Annotated in this window: 12 protein-coding genes; 6 read left to right on the forward strand and 6 right to left on the reverse strand. The window is 44.5% G+C overall.

The genetic code is table 11. The annotated features are described in order from the left end of the window. Nucleotides 1–40 precede the first annotated feature (40 nt). Together ACJ751_RS00260 and ACJ751_RS00265 are read right to left on the reverse strand one after the other, a co-directional pair. Nucleotides 41–283, reverse strand: coding sequence for a hypothetical protein (locus ACJ751_RS00260; protein ID WP_407743356.1), 243 nt, complete (start codon nt 281–283; stop codon nt 41–43). Nucleotides 284–432: 149 nt separating this feature from the next. Further along, nucleotides 433–693, reverse strand: a complete 261-nt coding sequence (locus tag ACJ751_RS00265; protein ID WP_407743357.1) for a hypothetical protein — start codon at nt 691–693, stop codon at nt 433–435. A 163-nt stretch (nt 694–856) separates the two neighbouring features. On the opposite strand from ACJ751_RS00265, the gene ACJ751_RS00270 reads away from it, so the two are divergent. Beyond that, the gene (locus ACJ751_RS00270; protein ID WP_407743358.1) at nt 857–1,039 is read left to right on the forward strand and encodes a hypothetical protein; all 183 of its coding nucleotides are present in this window, start codon (nt 857–859) and stop codon (nt 1,037–1,039) included. Between the two features lie 558 nt (nt 1,040–1,597). Here ACJ751_RS00270 and ACJ751_RS00275 read toward each other — a convergent pair. Next, a complete protein-coding gene (locus tag ACJ751_RS00275; protein ID WP_407743359.1) occupies nt 1,598–2,152 on the reverse strand; it encodes a hypothetical protein in 555 nt (184 codons plus the stop codon). A gap of 278 nt (nt 2,153–2,430) precedes the next feature. Next, nucleotides 2,431–3,126 carry a hypothetical protein gene (locus ACJ751_RS00280; RefSeq protein ID WP_407743360.1) on the reverse strand — a complete coding sequence of 232 codons (696 nt, stop codon included), beginning with the start codon at nt 3,124–3,126 and terminating at the stop codon, nt 2,431–2,433. Between the two features lie 1,163 nt (nt 3,127–4,289). Between ACJ751_RS00280 and ACJ751_RS00285 the strand changes: the two genes are divergently transcribed. After that, nucleotides 4,290–8,360: a two-component regulator propeller domain-containing protein gene (locus ACJ751_RS00285; protein ID WP_407743361.1), complete on the forward strand. Its 4,071-nt coding sequence runs from the start codon at nt 4,290–4,292 to the stop codon at nt 8,358–8,360. 121 nt (nt 8,361–8,481) lie between these two features. Here ACJ751_RS00285 and ACJ751_RS00290 read toward each other — a convergent pair whose 3' ends face one another. Then, nucleotides 8,482–9,348 carry an alpha/beta fold hydrolase gene (locus ACJ751_RS00290; RefSeq protein ID WP_407743362.1) on the reverse strand — a complete coding sequence of 289 codons (867 nt, stop codon included), beginning with the start codon at nt 9,346–9,348 and terminating at the stop codon, nt 8,482–8,484. 423 nt (nt 9,349–9,771) lie between these two features. Here ACJ751_RS00290 and ACJ751_RS00295 point away from each other — a divergent pair, with 423 nt between their 5' ends. The 3 genes from ACJ751_RS00295 to ACJ751_RS00305 are packed head-to-tail and all read left to right on the forward strand — an operon-like array spanning nt 9,772 to nt 17,036. Continuing rightward, nucleotides 9,772–12,891: a SusC/RagA family TonB-linked outer membrane protein gene (locus ACJ751_RS00295; RefSeq protein ID WP_407743363.1), complete on the forward strand. Its 3,120-nt coding sequence runs from the start codon at nt 9,772–9,774 to the stop codon at nt 12,889–12,891. Between the two features lie 18 nt (nt 12,892–12,909). Further along, nucleotides 12,910–14,604 carry a RagB/SusD family nutrient uptake outer membrane protein gene (locus ACJ751_RS00300; protein ID WP_407743364.1) on the forward strand — a complete coding sequence of 565 codons (1,695 nt, stop codon included), beginning with the start codon at nt 12,910–12,912 and terminating at the stop codon, nt 14,602–14,604. Further along, nucleotides 14,604–17,036, forward strand: coding sequence for a sugar-binding domain-containing protein (locus tag ACJ751_RS00305; protein ID WP_407743365.1), 2,433 nt, complete (start codon nt 14,604–14,606; stop codon nt 17,034–17,036). Before ACJ751_RS00300 ends, ACJ751_RS00305 begins: the two co-directional genes overlap by 1 nt. Nucleotides 17,037–17,133: 97 nt before the next feature. Here the strand turns inward: ACJ751_RS00305 and bla are convergent, their stop codons facing one another. After that, nucleotides 17,134–18,003, reverse strand: coding sequence for a subclass B3 metallo-beta-lactamase (gene bla / locus ACJ751_RS00310; protein WP_407743366.1), 870 nt, complete (start codon nt 18,001–18,003; stop codon nt 17,134–17,136). Nucleotides 18,004–18,172: 169 nt separating this feature from the next. Between bla and ACJ751_RS00315 the strand changes: the two genes are divergently transcribed. Further along, nucleotides 18,173–18,536, forward strand: a 364-nt coding sequence (locus ACJ751_RS00315) for a carboxypeptidase-like regulatory domain-containing protein (RefSeq protein WP_407743367.1), incomplete at its 3' end; no start/stop codon positions are given.

Consider the following 18,536-nt stretch of genomic DNA (forward strand, 5'->3'; position numbering starts at 1 on the left):
ATATCGCCAGATCAAATTACGCCGCCAGGGGTTGGTTTCCTTAACCGGATATCTGAGGAATGTTAAAAATATATTTATTTTTCACGCGATCATATTTTACGTCGATAGGCGTCAACGCTATTCCATAATATTTTGAAATCCATTCCTGAATGGCACAATACAATCCTTCTTCCTGAAAGTCAATATAGTTAAAGTCAATTTCCTTCACCTCATAGCAAACAGTTACATTACTTATTTTTTTATTAAATAGCAATTGTTTCTTTATTAAGTTTGTAAGTGTCACTTATGCGAAGAAATATATTATCAGTGACCCTTATATCCGTTTCACTAATAGAAGGACTCAATATTTCATCGATCTCTAAAAAAATAACAATTCCCCAACTGGACTTCAATAATTGATATTTGTATCGCATAGTTATTGTTTAATTTTTATCAGAGACATAATCTCGCTATCGGCATTGAAATAAGGAGCCAGATCTGCCAGACTAATGCGGGTGGCAATACCCCATCGAGGCTAATTGGGGGATAATAAGCATCCCGGCTGATCAGTTTGGCCGACTGGCCCTGGATGCTCATGCGTAAACGCACCTGCAAGGTGGGCTTGTTTAAATCAGTATTGGTTAGCAATAACACCAGCTTTTCACTGGCACCATTGTAATAGTCACTTACATTTAAAGTATAAGGCGGCAACAACTGAGGTACTATTTGTACCGGATACTGCTGTGCATTACCAACTGCCCGAGGATTAAACAGGCCGTCAGGATCAATGACCTGCTTATGGTTTTCTTATATAGGGTAACTAACATTGGATCAGGTTGAAAAGTTGGGGACTTAGGATAAGATTAGATACGACCCCATGAAAAGAGCACATTTCTACCAAAGATTGGCAAAAGTTGTAAACTTTGAAGCCGCTATTGCTTTTTATGGTGCGCCTGTAGCTTTATATAGTGCGCCTGTAGCCTTTTATAGTGCGTCCCTAGCCTTTTATGACTCATCCAAAGCTAAATATGACACATCAGTAGCTTATTTTGGGGCGTAAGTAGCCTTTTTTAGCGCACATCTTCGCAATTTTAACTCATTAGTTGCTTTTTTTGCCACACAAGTAGTCAACTTTAGGTCTTAAGTAAGGAACATACGATCGGAAATTAGCTATTAATAACCCAATGTTGGTTACTTATGTCGTAATGTTGGCTACTGACGAGTCATAAAAGGCTATTTATTTGAATTTCCCATGAGAAATGCATTACAAAAGGCGATTGATGATGCATAAGAAGCTAGTGTTGATGTATAAAAACCAACGGAAGATCTATAAAAAGCTACTGATGATGCATAAAAGGTAAGATGAGACGAGCACAAGACACTGGTAAAGGATCTAAGTCCCCAACTTAAAATTGCCCACCATTGCTTTCTATTCTCTTAATCCCCCAGGAATTTGACTTGATCCAGTACAACCCCAGGCAATACGTAGGCAATGCTAAGGCAAGTCTGCTACAGTATGCCGAGGCATTGACGAGGCATCAAAACCAATAAAAAAGGCACTATCGTTTACAAGAAACAATAGTGCCCATAATTCTTTATCAATTACAATCAATCAGTCTTACAGACCAGCTGTAACATCAAATTTGATGGTAGCTTTACCTGTAAGTGTAGTAGTTGTAGCACGACGCGTAGTAGCTGAAAGCTTATACGTGAATGAAGTTGAGCTGAAATAGTCTTTCAGTTCAATATTATTTACCGGGATATCTAAAGTAACCTGGTTTTGATCAGGATTATTAGCTATTCCTGCAATAACAGTATAGTCAGGTTTTGCACTGGAAGATAAACCAACTTCGCAAGCTGAGAAAGCACCTAAGTTATCAGGTCCGCCAGCGTTTGTCAAATTAAGCACAACACTTTTAATTTTTGCTGACTTGATGTTACCGATACCAAGGCTGGTGTTTTCATGTTTAATAAGCGAATCGAGGTTGATCCCGTACTGAAAAGTAGCTACCTGCTGTGTTCCTACCTGTTGAGGGGTAATGTAAAAATCGGCAGTTACAGTTTGAGTAGGGATGTTAATAGAGATGGCATCTTTAACCTTGTCGCAAGAATGTAAAAGGGTACTCAGGGCTAATACGGAAACTAAACCAAGCGATCTGTAAAAAATTTTCATGATACTGATTTGGGTTAAATGTGGTTTTATAAACGCGCAAATATATAAATTTCGTATACATGTTAATACCTGGTTGGGGTGAACGCCGTATTATTGTATGTGAACGTACAATTACTGTGCGTAAAAGCTACATCACTATTTATTCCTGAATAGAAAAACACCTGTAATTTTCACGTTGCCGCCTGGAGGTTTCAATTTTTTTTATAGAATGAAATTGCTTTTAAATACAAAAGCTGCCGGCAACAATTTGTTGCGGCAGCCTTTTGTTATGTCTGATTCTAGTCTACTTTCTTTGACAAAGGTAATTTCACATACTGTACCAGCACTGAATCACCATCTTTCAGCAGTGAATTCAGATCAGGATTGAGTGTATTGATCGTTGGGATCTCAGTGGCAGTTATAGCGCAATCTTTTGTAACAACCGCATAGGTTAACAGGGGAGCATAATAATTAGCGCCTTCCACAACCAGGGGATATGATTTACGATAGGTTGCGCAATTGGCATCAGGGCAATTATACAATGCTGTAAACTGAGGCACCTGACCTAATAAAGCGCCACATGAAGTAGCATAAGTTGGGAAAGGAGTTGCAGTGTATTCGGTAACCAGCAGCACAGAATCCATTGCACCGGTGATCTCCATATTTACACCATTCACGTTTACCCGGTTATCATTTAAAAAGCTAACAGTCTGGGTTGATGGAGGAACGGGTACAGAGGTCATACCAACAAAGAAATTGGCCCTTGCATCAGGAGATACGTTTCTGTTAATGAAGCCCTGGATCAATGCAGGATCAGTTACAGCGCCATTCTTTGTACGGATTGACAACTCTTTCACTTCCATAGAAGCACCGGGATAATAAACAGACAGAATTTTATCCCCGGCAGGTGCAGACTGTGAGTCTTTTTTAGAACAAGAATAAAGAATAACACCAGTAGTTAATGCTAATACAGGGAACAGGATTCTAAGTTTCATTGCGTTTTTTATTATAGTTTTTATAGAATACAATGGTTTACCGTTTGGTGCGCACACGCCGGCCATTACAGCCGCATACATGCGTCCATTCATTTTTTTCCTCCGGGCTAAAGCTTCGCTAATTGTACATTAATAAAGGATATGCTCCTTTTTTTCCAGGCAGTTAGGGGGGCAAACAACTGTTTATAGTTGTTGTAAAAATGGGCAACTCATCGTTTCTGCTTTAGAATTGACAAGCGTTTGGCAGATGTTAGTAAAGTTTTCGGCAAGTAAAAATTTCTGGTGGCAATCTGGCTCTGATGTTCCTGCAATCGGTGGGATTTGATTATCAGGGATGGCAAGTGTTTATAATTGTCAAAATTACACTAATCAGTTCAATTAACCAATAGTTAAGTGGGAATATTTTCTAATGAGAGTGAAATTCATCAATAAAAACGCACGACGTATTATTATATATAGGGGCGGAATGTAATTATTTTTAAACGATAATTCCAAATACAGGTATCCATATTTGTTAACCTTATTATAAATATAAAAAAACTCCTGTATTGAAATACAGGAGTTAGAGACAATTATTTTTACCTGGAATAGACATTCCCTGCGGAACAATTATCACTGTACGAAATAAAATGCACTTATCCATAGTGCCATCAGGTTCAGTAACCTGATATTTATAAAACTTCCTTCTTGTTGAATTTTGATGCTCACATTCCAGAATGCCCCGGTAAGATCTGTATCGGTTGTACTGAACAACAAGGCCCCACTTTGCGGCTGCCACCAGTTTAGTCCCTGATGAAAGCGCCGGAAAAGCGGTGGTTTGCCCCGACCCGGGTGCACAAAATGCTGTAAACCCCATTGTCGCTGGTACTGGTTGATGTTCCTTTAATAGTTACCGGTGCCCTTTTCCCCTGGTAGCGATCACTGCAAACCTATTATTAACCAATGTGGTGAAGGTTTGGATTTTGGTTTTTATGGTTCAAATTTTTGTTCGATTGCTTCTTTTTTTTGGTTTTAGCCTGTAAAAAGTCAGAAAAGGCGGCTAAAAAGGACCAAACAACGGAAAATAAAACAACCGGCCAATGTGCCCGCAGCCATAAAAAATGGCGGTTTCTCCTTAGAATTTTCCCTATTTTTAAGGCCTAACGATCAGAAAGGGGAACCACATGAGGTATAAAGCCATTGCAATACTTTCCTTATTGCTCACGTTTACCATCCGCCTGCTTGCAGATAATTACCCGGTCAAATTCCTGGGTATCGACCAGGGCTTGTCGAACAACGTTGTCACCACTATTTACCAGGATTATAAAGGCTTCCTATGGTTTGGCACCTACGACGGGCTCAATCGCTATGATGGATATGGCTTCCGGATCTTCCGGAACGTCATAGGCGACAGCACTTCCTTAAATAATAATACTGTTTACACCATCGAGGGTGATGCCGCCAATAACATTTGGGTGGGCGGGCTCAAGGGAGCCTGTGTATTTGATCCGGTGCGTTCAACTTTCTCCCGTCTGCAATACCAGGGTTGGAAGGATGCGACCCGGCATTACGTACAGGATAACATCCATATTATTCAGGCGGCCGCAGGGTTGATGCTTGCTGGTTCCCAGCAAAATGGCTTACTGGTTTTTGAAAACAGATCAACACCCGGTCAGCAAATACCATTGCTGCATGATAATATGACCGATGCGAATTATGATGTAACCGCCATTGAATTTGATAGCGTTCGCAACACTGTATGGCTCTTTATTCAACAGGTGGGTTTATGTCAATATGATCGGGTTAAAAAGCATTTGCGGGTAGTAAGCACCCAGATCAAACAAGCCAATTGTTTAAAGCTCGACAAACAGGACAATATATGGCTGGGGAATGAAAACGGCTTATACCAGTTCAGCACTACCACCAACCAATATTCAGCAAGTTATCTAAGCACACGCAGTAAGGTCGTAAACCTGTATTTCGACAAACAGCAACAAGGCTGGATCGGTTCCGACGGCAATGGACTGCTGGTGCTTCCGCCCGGCGCCTCCAAAGCCACGCCTTATGTAACTGCAGCGGGAAAATCTATTGTGAACAGCAATGCCGTGTATGCCATCTATGAAGATGCCGATGGCCGTAAATGGATCGGCACGTTGCGCGGCGGCATCAATGTAGTGGAATCCAAAACAAGTTCATTTACGCACATCACGTATAATCCGCCGGGAAACGACAATCTTGTCAGCAATTTCATCATGTCGTTTTGTGAAGATGAAAAGCACAATGTATGGATCGGCACCGACGGCGCAGGGTTGCGGTATTGGGACCGGCAAAAAAACGAGTTCACCCAATATACCCCCAACAATGGCCCAAACGCCATCAGCAGCAATTTCATTACCAGTATTGTAAAAGATCATAACAACGAAGTATGGGTAAGTACCTGGCTGGGCGCCATTAATCGCTTTAACCGGTCAACCGGTACCTTCACCCGGTATGATTGTTACAATCCGGTAACGCACGATAAAGAGAACAACGTATGGCTGCTATACCAGGATGCGCAAAACAGGTTATGGGCCAGCGCCACCAATGAAGGGAGCCTGTATGTTTTGAACCGGCAGCAAGATCGTTTTGAGTTGTTTGATAACACCATTACCAATTTGCAATGCCTGGCCGAAGACCGGCAAGGCGGTTTTTGGGGCGGTAATTATTCCACCCTTATTCGTATAGATCTGGATCACAAACAACACATCCATTATAATATCGGTAACACCCTGCGTTGCATCCATGAAGACAGCCACCATAATTTCTGGATCGGTACGCAGGATGGCGGCTTGTTATTGTTCGATCGCAAAACAGGGAAATACAAACGTTTTACCACCGCCGATGGATTGCCCGGCAATACCATTCTTCGAATGCTCGAAGATGATGCGGGTAACTTATGGTTAAGCACCTATAATGGTTTGTGCCGGTTTAATCTACAAACAAAAACGGTCCGTAATTTTTCTGCGTCCGACGGGTTACAAAGCAACCAGTTCAGTTTTAATGCCGGCCTGGCATTATCATCGGGTGAATTTTTATTCGGCGGTATCAAGGGCTTTAATATTTTCTACCCCGATAGTATAAAAGATATAGCCGAACAACCGGCCATTTATTTAACAGGACTTAAAATCAATAACACGATTGCTGAAGGAAGCGATCCCTGCGTAACTGCCAGGACGTTCGACAGAATAGATGAGATCACCATCCCTTTTGAACGGGCGGTTTTGTCGCTCGATTTTCTGGCGCTGGAATACGCCGGGGCCGACAAGATCAATTACGCTTATTTTTTACAGGGTTGGGATAAAGACTGGAATTATGTAAACCACATCAGGACCGCCAATTACTCCCGTTTGCAGGAAGGAACATACCTGTTCAAAGTAAAGATCATGGACCCCGATGGCACCTGGGGTCACGAAACCCAATTACTAAAGATCATTATTTTACCGCCCTGGTATCGCACCTGGTGGGCCTACTTACTATATGTTTTATGCTTTGCCGGCGCTATCTACATCTATATTCGTTATACCCGAACCCAGGAACGGTTACGGTATGAAATAAAGCTGGCGCATGTAGAGAATGAAAAGGAAAAAGAACTGATGGAAAAAAAGCTGACCTTTTTTACCAATATCTCGCATGAATTCAGAACGCCCCTGTCCCTTATTATAAACCCGGTAAAGGAAGCGCTCAACAACGAACCGCGTAATGACCTGAAGATCGCCTATCGCAACGCCCGCCGGTTGCTAAGCCTGGTTGATCAACTCTTGCTTTTCAGAAAAGCCGATAATGGGTCCGACACCTGTACCATCTCTGCCATCAATCTCATTCAACTATGCGATGAAGTATACCAGTGTTTTATTCACCAAGCCCGTACAAAGAATATCACTTTTCAGTTTGCTCCGGCTGCAACAGAACTGACCATCTATGCAGACTATGAAAAAATAGAGATCGCGCTGTTCAACCTGCTTTCCAACGCCTTCAAGTTCACCCCGGAAAATGGAATGATCGAATTCAGGGTGGAAGAAATAAATAACGCAGTTGTACTGAGTATCCGGGATACGGGTTGTGGCATCGAGGCCGCAGACAGTGAGCGCATCTTTGAAAAATTTCAACAGGCCCATCATGGCAAACGGCAATCAGGTTTCGGCATTGGGCTCTTTCTGGTAAAACAATTTATCGAAAGCCATAAAGGAACAGTTACCTGTAAAAGCGTGCTGAACCAGGGCACCACCTTTACCATTACTTTATTTAAAGGAACCGTGCATCTGCCTGCGGGCTATGAATTTATTACAGATAATACTCCGGGCGACCAAAACAACCTGCTGCAGGAACTGGCTGGCGGCGCCATACAACAACCGGAAGAAGAGCCGGCCATCAAATCCGTAAAACAGGAAGGCAAACAGGCCGAAGAAGTAATAACAAAGAAAAGATCGATCCTGCTGATTGACGACAATCCCGAAATAACCAGTTACCTGCACCAGATCTTTGAGCCTAACTACCTGGTGTTTGCAGCCAACAATGGTGACGACGGGTATAAGCTGGCAATGCAACACATACCCGATCTTATCATCAGCGATATTCATATGCAGGGTATGGATGGTATTGAACTCTGTGCCAAATTAAAGCAGAGTGACCTGCTTGGACATATCCCGGTTATTCTGTTAAGCGCATCCTCTACCAACGAGATAAAATTAAAAGGCATTGAAGGCGGCGCCGACGATTACATTACCAAACCATTTGATAAAACCCTGTTACTGGCCAAAGTGGAGACTATATTGCGCAACCGGAACCTGTTGCAGCGCTTTTTCTTCGACAGTATCACCCTGAAGGAAACAAACTCCAAAGTACCGGCCGAATACCAGGAGTTCCTTCGAAAATGTATTGCCGTTATTGAACAAAACATAGATACCGAAGACTTTACCATCAAAAAATTCTCAAAAGCCATGGGCATGAGTCACCCCGCTTTATATAATAAGGTAAAATCCATTTCCGGACAATCACTGAACGCGTTCATTCGCTCAATAAGACTGAGGAGAGCGGCCGTACTCATGTTAACCGAGAATATGAACATCCGCCAGGCCGCCTTCCAGGTAGGCATCAATGATGTGCGGTACTTCCGTGAGCAGTTTGTGAAGGTGTTTCATATGACGCCGTCGGAATACATAAAGAAATACCGGCACTCGTTTAATAGAGAGTATAATGTTATAAAGGCAGGTTCTTGAGGTTTCAAGAGGCTGCCGTGAAACGGCAAACGTGAAACGTGAAAGGACTCGCCTAACCCGGGATGAACCCAATAACTTAAGAACTAATAAACTTGTATCTGGTATTTCACTGGTCAACTGGTTAACTGGTTAACTTGTCAACTACAAACTCACGTATCACCTCCGCAACAACCTCGGGCTGCTCCTCGGGGCCAAAATGTCCGCAGCTTTCAATCAACTTACAACGAAGGTCATGTATCCCACTCTTTCGTAACCCTTCCGCATACTGATCAATATCACCACTTTCTTTTTCCCCTCTTATATATAATACCGGCACATCAACGGGGGTATTTTTGGAATTGTCCTTTTCATCATGGGAGAAAGCCCTGTACCAATCGAAACTGGTTTTTAAAGCAATGGAGTTGCTATAGGACTTTACATACTCATCCCGTTTGTCATCATCGATCGCCTGCTTATTAAAAGAAAGGGTGTTATAAAAATAATCGAAGAGGACTCTTTGTTTACCGGCAAATACAGCTTCCGGTAACGCAGGCACCTCATACAACGCAAAATGCCAGATATGTGGGTTTCGTTTCACCTGCTCCCAGGGATCAACCCCGGGAATAGCCGTATTCATAATGACGGCCTTGAGTAATTTTTCCGGATACTGCTTTATAAATGAATAAGCCGTCATCCCCCCCACATCATGACCAACCAACACGATCCGGTCTATATGCAAAGCCTGCAACATATTGTTTATAAACTCAGCCAGGCAATGTTTGTCCCCTGACGCTATTGGTTCAGACATACCAATTCCGGGCAGATCGATGGCCAGCACATAATAAGTGTCTTTTAACCTATTCATCACCCCTTCAAATTCCTGCCAGTTCTCAGGATAGCCATGCAAAAACAGGATGGCCTGATTAGCCGAATCGCCTGCCAGGGCTATATGCACAGAAATTCCGCCCACATTTATTTGCTGGTGGGATATGTTATCCTTATTGCTCATGTGCTGTAAGGTTAAAATTTTGTGCCACTGAAGGCAGGCAAAGGGCAAAAGGCAGAGGGCAGAAAACCTCAGCGCGGCCAGGAACAATCGACAGCCGGTCTCGGTTAAGCCCAGAGCAATCGGCAATAATTTCCGTAGGTGCAGGAGCGCTTATTAATTTCAAAAATCGAGAGCCCATCTCTGCCTTCTGCCTTCTGCCTTCTGCCCTTTGCCTTTTGCCTTACAACATTCCACCACAAAAAAACCACTTAATAAAAAAACAATCTTATGAAACCTCAAAATACCCCCCTTATTATAGGAAATACCCCCCTCCTTCCACCCTGCCCTGGACCTACTTTGCATATGTAGACAGCTGGTATTATATACTATATGAATCCATTTAAACAGCTGCAAACGATTATTTAACCAAACGAGCTTGTTCGTATGAGACAAATTCTGCAATTGACATGCAGGGCAGCCTGTTACCCATTTTACAGGATCGCCCCACCACTTTTTCTTCTTGCTTTTTTGCTGTTTTCCAATTTGACGCTTTTTGCGCAAACGGCGGTAACAGGCCGGGTAATGGCCAGCGATGGCCCTGTAGCCGGTGTTACGGTAACCGTAAAAGGCACCCAGACAACAGCAGTCACCGATGCCGCTGGAAAATTTTCCATTCAGGCGCCCGAAAAAGCCATCCTGGTTTTTACCCATGTAAATTATAAAGCCGAGGAAATGACCGTAACCGGCGGCAACATGGAGGTCACCCTATCGTCTGCTAACAACAGTATGTCGGAAGTGATTGTAGTTGGTTATAATACCACGAAGAAAGCCACGCTTACCGGCTCGGTGTCGGTTGTAAAAGGCGCCGACCTGGTTAAAAGTCCGCAGGCGAATGTATCGAACTCCCTGGCCGGCCGTTTCTCCGGTGTTATTCTCAACAACCGCAGTGGCGAACCTGGTTATGATGGATCGGGCATTACTGTACGGGGACTGGCCACAACCGGTAATAACGATGTGCTGGTGGTGGTAGATGGCGTACCGGGTCAAATTGGTGGGTTGGAACGATTGAACCCAAATGATATTGAAAGTATTTCGGTACTAAAAGACGCTTCTGCCGCTATTTATGGCAGCCGTGCCGCAAATGGCGTTATTCTCGTTACTACCAAACGGGGCAAAACCGGCAAACCCACTATTTCGGCAAGCTATAATCATGGTTTTTCTTCCCCCACCCGTTTGCCAGAAATGGCCGATGCAAAAACCTATGCAGCCATTAGCAATGAAATTGCTTATTATAATAACAAGGCAGGTGGTATGAACCAGCAGTATTCGGATGCCGAGATCCAAAAATTCGCCGATGGGTCCGACCCGTTGAATTATCCCAATACCAATTGGGCAAAAACCACGTTAAAAAACTCAACAGGGCAGGACCAGGCCAATGTATCCGTAGCCGGTGGATCGGATAATATCCGTTATTACCTCAGCAGCGGTTTGGTTAGCCAGGACGGTTTATATAAGAACGGCGCCAACAAGTACAACCAGTACAGCTTTCGCTCGAACATCGACGCCAGCATCACCAAGGATTTTAAGGTAAGCCTGTATTTATCGGGGCGCGAAGAAGACCGGCAATTCCCTGCTTCTTCATCAAGTGATATTTTCCGTTCCATCTATCGCGCTTACTCCACCATTCCTGCCTTTTACCCCAATGGCCTGCCATCTGGCGGTATTGAGGGAAACAACCCGGCCGTGATGGCAACCAATGCAGGTGGCCTGAACAGGAACCCCGGCCAGGTGTTTAATGGCATTTTGAAAGGCAGTTACAATATTTCAGCCATAAAAGGCTTATCGGTTGATGCGTTTGCTGCGGTAGACAAGTCCTGGTACTTCAATAAAACCTTTGCTACACCCTACTTATTATATTCCTACAATAAAAACACCGATATCTATACGTCAAGGATCGTGGGTGGCAACAACAACGCCGCCTCCCTTAACGAAAGCCAGAAAAACCAAACACAACTCACCACCAATATCCGGCTGAATTATGCCAACAGCTTTGGCCAGCATAATTTCAATGCATTTGTGGGTTATGAACAATCAGAACTTAAACGCGATTCACTGGGCGCTTCCCGCATCAATTTTCCAACGCCATTAACGCCTGAATTAACGCAAGGCGGAACGTTGGCTACCGATCGCGACAACGGCGGTAACAGTTATCATTATACCCGCAAAAGTTACCTGGGAAAACTCTCTTACAATTATGCCGAAAAATACCTTTTCGATGCACAGTTGCGTATCGATGGTTCTTCCACTTTCCCCGCAGGTCACCGGTATGGTTACTTCCCTTCCTTCTCCGCAGGCTGGCGCATCTCCAACGAATCGTTCATGCACAATGTTGCCTTTATAAATGATTTGAAGCTGCGCGGGTCCTTCGGCATGCTGGGTAACGACAATGTGGCGCTGTTCCAATATCTCAATAACTACACCTTCAACACACAGGTAGTATTGGCCTCCAGCACAGCAATTGGTATAGCACCAGCTATCGACCTTACCAAGCTCGCTAATAAACAAATTCACTGGGAAGAAGCACGCAAAACCGACATCGCACTGGAAGGGATATTATTCAATGACATCAATTTTGAGTTTATATATTTCCGCCAGCAACGATCCAACATCCTGGCTGCCCGCAACGCCTCTATTCCCAATGTAACCGGTATTGTAAACCCATACGGTTCCGATCCGCTGGTGCCATCCGAAAATATTGGAAAGGTAAACAGCAATGGGTTAGAAGCTACGTTGGGTTATAACAACCGTAAAGGGAAACTGCATTATGGTGCCAGCGGAAATTTCACGTATGCCAAAAGCAAGATCGTGTTCATAGATGAAGCACCAGCGGTTTTGTCGTATCAGAAACAAACGGGCAAACCGTTAAATACGTATTTATTATACAATGCAACCGGCATTTTTCATTCAACCGATGAAATTGCCAAATATCCGCACCTGGATGGAGCACAACCGGGCGACCTGATCCTGCAGGATTATAACAATGATGGCAAGATCACAGCTGATGACCAGGTAAGATCAAAATACGGCAACATACCCCAGATCACCTATGGCATTTTATTAAACGCCGATTACAAATCGTTTGATATTTCCGTTGTGTTTGCCGGGCAAACACATGTAAGCCAGTTCGTGCTGCCTGAATCAGGAACCGTTGGTAATTTTTACAGCAGCTGGGCCGATAACCGCTGGAGCCCGGCCAACCCCAATGGCAGCTATCCCCGCGTTGATACGCGCACTTCAGCATCTGTTAACGGCGGCCAGTACCCAAACACCTTCTGGTTAAATAATGCATCATTCCTGCGGTTGAAAAACATAGAACTGGGTTATAACGTAACCGGTTCAACCTTATCAAAATTGAAAATGCAATCCTTGCGGGTATACCTGAGCGCCTTTAACCTGTTCACCATTACCAAAGTAAAAGATTATGATCCCGAAGGAAGCAATTACAGCGGGCAGTTTTATCCCCAGCAACGGATCGTGAATCTTGGAGTAGCCTTACAATTTTAAACAGCAAACCGCAAGACAATGAAAACAATATTTCGAAATATATTTTATACCGCTTTTTTTGCAACGGCCATTACTTCCTGCAAAAAAGACTTTTTGACCGTTCAACCAACGGACAGGCTTCCACAGGAATATATCCTGGCAGACTCATCCCTGTATGAAGATTATGTAGTTGCCCGTTATGTAGGCATCCGCTTACAGGATAAGGAAGGTGATGGCACCAATCCTGGTTTTGGCCGCGGTTTTGAATACGCCATGTGGAGCTCGCTTACCGATGAATCTATCTATAACAATGATGACAATACCTGGCTGGTGCAAAAAGGATTACTGGCTCCGGAAAATACCGGTATTGCCGGCACCATTTGGGGGCGCAGCTATCGCGGCATCAGGGATTGTAATTTTGCCATCAGCACTATTGCCAAAGTGAACATGAGCGCGCCACGTAAAGCCCGCTTAATGGCCGAATTGAAATTCATCAGGGCCTTCCGTTACCACGACCTCATCAGAAATTATGGTGGCGTTATTTTGATGGGTGACTCCGCTTATAACCTCACCGACAATTTACAGGATGATGCCTTCTTCAAAAGAGCATCGCTGAAAGAATCGATCGATTATGCCGTTGCGCAACTGGATGATGCCGCCAATGGATTACCATTGAACAACGACGATGCCTGGTTACTGGGCCGCGCTACCAAAGGTGCCGCGCTTGCTTTGAAATCAAGACTGTTGTTGTATGCAGCCAGTCCGTTGTATGGCACCGGCACCTGGCAGGCCGCAGTAACAGCCGCACAGGCAGTAATTGGTTTGAATAAATACAGCCTTTACACCGGCGGGTATTCGAACCTGTTCCTTATAAACGACAATAAAGAAACGATCTTTGAACGGTTGTATACCAAAAATGCCAATCACACCCATTTGGAAATAGCCAATGGCCCTAATAGTTATGGTGGCTGGGGCGGCAACCTGCCTTTACAAAACCTGGTTGATGATTACCAAATGAACAATGGTAAAGCCATCACCGATCCTACTTCGGGTTATGATGCCAACAACCCATACGTTGGGCGCGATAACCGTTTTTATGCAACCATTTTATATAATGGCGCCATCTATCGCGGCAATACCATTGAAACATTTACGCCCGGTGGCAAAGACAGTAAGGACGGGCCCGATAACTGGAACACCTCCAAAACGGGTTATTACCTGAAAAAATACATGAACGATGCCTATCCACTGCAGAATCCCTGGGGCAATGCAGGTTTTCAACCCTGGATCTATATTCGCTACGCGGAAATATTATTGAATTTTGCCGAAGCAGCCAATGAAGCCTATGGGCCAGATGTAGTACCTCCCGGATCAACCCTGACGGCCCGCGCTGCTGTGAATTTAATCAGAGAAAGGCCCAGTGTAGGTATGCCTGACCTGCCGGCCGGATTATCACAAGCACAAATGCGGACTGCCATTCAATACGAACGCCGGGTTGAACTGGCATTTGAAGAACATCGCTTTTATGATGTAAGAAGATGGAAGATCGCCGATGTAACAGAAAACAAACCAGCAGGCGGTGTAACCGTTATCAAAAACGGAAGTAATTTTACTTATGCAACAAAGGTGGCACTCGATGGCCGTCACTTTGAAACCAAAAATTACTGGCTCCCCATACCACGCACCGAAATACAGGCCAGCAATAATAAAATTCAACAAAACAGCGGATACTAATGATACGGAATTGTTATTTGTGGTTGCTATTGTTATTGCCCGCACTCCTTCATGCCCAGGAAACCAGGGAACAGTTGTTGTTCAATGCAGACTGGCGCTTTTATAAAGGCGATGTGCCTGGTGCTGAAAAGAGCACTTTTAATGATGCCAATTGGCGCATGTTGAATTTACCACACGACTGGAGTATTGAAGGCCCATTCAGTATGGAATGGGCCAGCGGTACCGGTTTTTCACCCGGTGGTATTGGCTGGTATCGCAAAACGTTTTCGTTTGCACCGGAATGGAAAGGAAAGCAGATCTATATTTATTTCGATGGCGTATACAAGAACAGTGAAGTGTGGATCAATGGCCATTCCCTCGGCAAACGGCCGAACGGGTTTACCCCATTTCAATATGAACTCACCCAATACCTGCAACCCGGCAACAATACCATTGCAGTAAAAGTTGACCATACTACGTTTGCTGATTCAAGATGGTATACGGGTTCCGGCATTTATCGCAATGTATACCTGATTGCCACCAACCCGGTGCACATTAATCAATGGGGTGTTGCATTCAGTACACCGGCAGTGTCAACAACCAGTGCTACTGTAAATGTAAAGACAACAGTGACCAATAACACAAAAGCAAACAAACGGGTTACGGTTGTATGCAGCCTCATCAATGGGCATGCAGACACAGCAGGAAAAGCACAAAAAGCAATAACTGTTGCGCCCAATGCGACAACCGGGGGTGATTGTTCATTTACGGTTTCAAACCCGGCCTTATGGTCAACCGACAAACCAAACACATATATTTTAAAGGTGACGCTTTTGTCTGAAGGCAAAAAGATTGATGAATGGGGTTCCGAAGTGGGTATCCGATCCATCAGGTTCGATGCCAGCAAAGGATTTTTTCTGAATGGAGAAGCCACCAAATTACAGGGCGTATGTATTCACGACGATGCTGGCGTATTGGGCGTTGCCGTACCTGAGGAAGTATGGGTAAGACGATTGCACACCCTGAAGGAAGGCGGTTGTAATGCCTTACGACTGAGCCATAACCCGCATGCCGATTATTTATATCGCCTGTGCGACGAAATGGGTTTTGTAGTAATGGACGAAGCTTTTGATGAATGGGAAGTGGGTAAAAACAAATGGATCCAGGGTTGGAACAAGGGAACGCCGGGCAAAGATGGTTACCATACTTATTTTAAAGAATGGGCCGACCGCGACCTGCGCGATATGATCCTGCGCAACCGCAACCATCCTTCTGTTATTATGTGGAGCATTGGCAATGAAATAGACTATCCCAATGACCCCTATACGCATGAGATCCTGAACACCGGCAACAATCCGCAGATCTATGGCAGTGGTCAATTGGCCGGTCATCCGCCAGCTGCCCGTCTTGGTGAAATTTCTCAACACCTGGTGCAGGTGGCCAAACAATACGATACCACGCGACCGGTAACGGCTGCGCTGGCCGGTGTAGTGATGTCGAACACCACCAGTTATCCCGCTAACCTGGATATTGTAGGCTATAACTACCAGGAATACCGCTATGCGGCAGACCACCAGCAATATCCCAATCGCGTCATTTACGACAGTGAAAATGGCATGCGCCTCAGCGCCTGGGAGGCTGTTGAAAAGAACCCGTATATAGCCGGACAATTCCTTTGGACGGGTATCGATTATCTTGGCGAAGCGGGCGCCTGGCCCAATCGCAGCAACCAGGCCGGACTGTTAGACCTTGGCGGATTCACCAAACCGGAATACTATTTCCGGCAAAGTATCTGGACAAAAGAACCGATGATCTATATGGGTACCGCACCCATTCCCAAATCTGAAGATAACGGCATCTGGAGCCACAAACAGGCGGCACCGGTTTGGGAGGGCGCCGATGGCGATTCTATCCGGGTGAATTGTTTCACCAATTGTTCTGAAGCCGAATTGTTCTTAAACGGACATTCTTTAGGCAAAAGGGCCCTGGCCGACGCCCACAGCAGAATTTTATTCTGGAATACAGTGTACCACCCGGGAGAGCTGGTAGTAAAAGGTTATCAGAACGGAAAGCAGGCAGCGCAATATACGTTGAGCACAACAGGTAAAGCAACAGCTTTAAAAGCCACTGTATACAAGGAAAGACAGGACCAATGGGCGCCCATTATTCGTGACTCCAATTGTTTACAACAAATAGAAGTAGCCATCACCGATGAAAAAGGGCAAAAAGTATATTCCGCAGAAAACGCCGTAACGGTAAGTGTTACCGGGGCGGCTACGCTGAAAGGAATAGAAAACAGTGATGCGAATGATGTAAGTGATTATCATGCGGCTACCCGAAAGGCCATGCATGGCGCGTTGATCGTGTATGTGCAACCGACGTCTTCAGGAGGCGCCTATGCAGTAAAACTGGAATCACCTGGGATGGAACCGGTGGTATTGAAGTTTAATTAAAAAGGGTGGGTCTCCCTCCAAAGGGAGGCTCACCCTCTTAACATTATAAGGGTGAGCCTCCTTGAAAAGGAGACCCACCCTATCTTTTACTCTCCCTTTAGGGGGCTGTGGGGTATTTCTTATAATCAGCGGTCCGCTCCTCCAGCGTTTTATCATACAAAGCACGGTCAGCAAAGGCTTCAGGGTTATAAGCAGCGCCATCTTTCCTTTTTTCATGCATCTTAAACTGACTGGCATGAGAAGCTACCCACAGATCAAATTGCAGTTTTTTCATGGTATCCAGCGTATAGGCAAAATCCTTACTGATGTCGGGATAGCCCGGCATGCCGGTCATTTTGGTATCGGACAATATGGTAGGCATATTCGCGATCAGCACTCTATAGCTTCTTTTTTCATCCTTCACCGTCACCAGGTAACTGCACGAACCCTGCGTATGACCGGGGTGATGCAACAACACGAGTTTCGTTTCACCCAAACTGATAGAATCCTGATCGTGCAATAATTTATCGGCTTTTACCGGTACGTACAGGGGACCTTTCCCTCCCATATAGTAATCAGAGTTACCGCCATCTGCCAGCACTTTTGCGTCTTTTGCGTCAACCATCATTTTAGCACCGGTTAGCTTTTTTATTTCGGCCATACCCGCAACATGGTCAAAATGCGCCTGGGTGGTCAGCAAGATCTTTATATCGGAAAATTTAAAACCCAATTGTTCTATGTTCTTTTTGATCATAGGTACCGATTCAGCCAAACCGGTATTGATGAGAATATGTCCTTTGGGCGTGGCAATTAAATAACAGCCGAGATCGTAGGTGCCCACATAATATAAATTACCGGCAATCCGGAACGGCTCGGCAGGCTCAGACCATTCCTTATTATTCATAGGTAAGGGGGTCAGCTTCTGGGCATGAACGGTAGCTTGTACAACGAATAAGACAAGTACAGACATTACAATTTTTCTGAACATTTAAATAAAGTTTAATCAGTAGGTAAAATGGAAATGATTTGGTAAAATTAAATGGTTAAATGTGAAAATTGTCAAAAAGGTGCCACTCATCACAATTAACAATCAATCTACGAACCATTTCGTTATTCTTGCAACCGAATGATTGATTGATTCCCGTAATTGACCATTTATGAAGAAACCAATACTGCTTTGCAGTTTAACCGCAATCCTGCTCTTACTGTCTGCACCTTTATTTTCCCAAACCATTGCTACCTTGTCCGGCACTGTTACAGACAGCACAAAACCGCTTGGGTTTGCAACAGTTCGCCTGTTAAAAATAAATAATACGAAGCCCTTGCAAACTGTTTTAACCAACGAGCAGGGTGGTTTTCAATTCAGCAAACCCGATACGGGTAATTATGTGCTTTCTTTTACCCATACCGGCTTTGTTGAAAAACGGATTTCAATTACTGTTAATCAGACAAGTGTCAATATGCAATTGGAGCCGGTTCAGTTAGCCAAAACAAGCGGGGTGTTAAAGGAAGTAGTGGTAA

Source organism: Niastella sp., assembly GCF_045805085.1.
Taxonomy (GTDB): Bacteria; Bacteroidota; Bacteroidia; order Chitinophagales; family Chitinophagaceae; genus Niastella.

What these genes read in the sequence shown, in the direction of transcription:
- ACJ751_RS00285 (WP_407743361.1), top strand. Translation starts at nt 4,290, where the DNA reads ATGAGGTATAAAGCCATTGCAATACTTTCCTTATTGCTCACGTTTACC.
- ACJ751_RS00270 (WP_407743358.1), top strand. Translation starts at nt 857, where the DNA reads ATGAAAAGAGCACATTTCTACCAAAGATTGGCAAAAGTTGTAAACTTT.
- ACJ751_RS00300 (WP_407743364.1), top strand. Translation starts at nt 12,910, where the DNA reads ATGAAAACAATATTTCGAAATATATTTTATACCGCTTTTTTTGCAACG.
- ACJ751_RS00275 (WP_407743359.1), bottom strand. Translation starts at nt 2,152, where the DNA reads ATGAAAATTTTTTACAGATCGCTTGGTTTAGTTTCCGTATTAGCCCTG.
- ACJ751_RS00295 (WP_407743363.1), top strand. Translation starts at nt 9,772, where the DNA reads ATGAGACAAATTCTGCAATTGACATGCAGGGCAGCCTGTTACCCATTT.
- ACJ751_RS00290 (WP_407743362.1), bottom strand. Translation starts at nt 9,348, where the DNA reads ATGAGCAATAAGGATAACATATCCCACCAGCAAATAAATGTGGGCGGA.
- ACJ751_RS00280 (WP_407743360.1), bottom strand. Translation starts at nt 3,126, where the DNA reads ATGAAACTTAGAATCCTGTTCCCTGTATTAGCATTAACTACTGGTGTT.
- bla (WP_407743366.1), bottom strand. Translation starts at nt 18,003, where the DNA reads ATGTTCAGAAAAATTGTAATGTCTGTACTTGTCTTATTCGTTGTACAA.
- ACJ751_RS00305 (WP_407743365.1), top strand. Translation starts at nt 14,604, where the DNA reads ATGATACGGAATTGTTATTTGTGGTTGCTATTGTTATTGCCCGCACTC.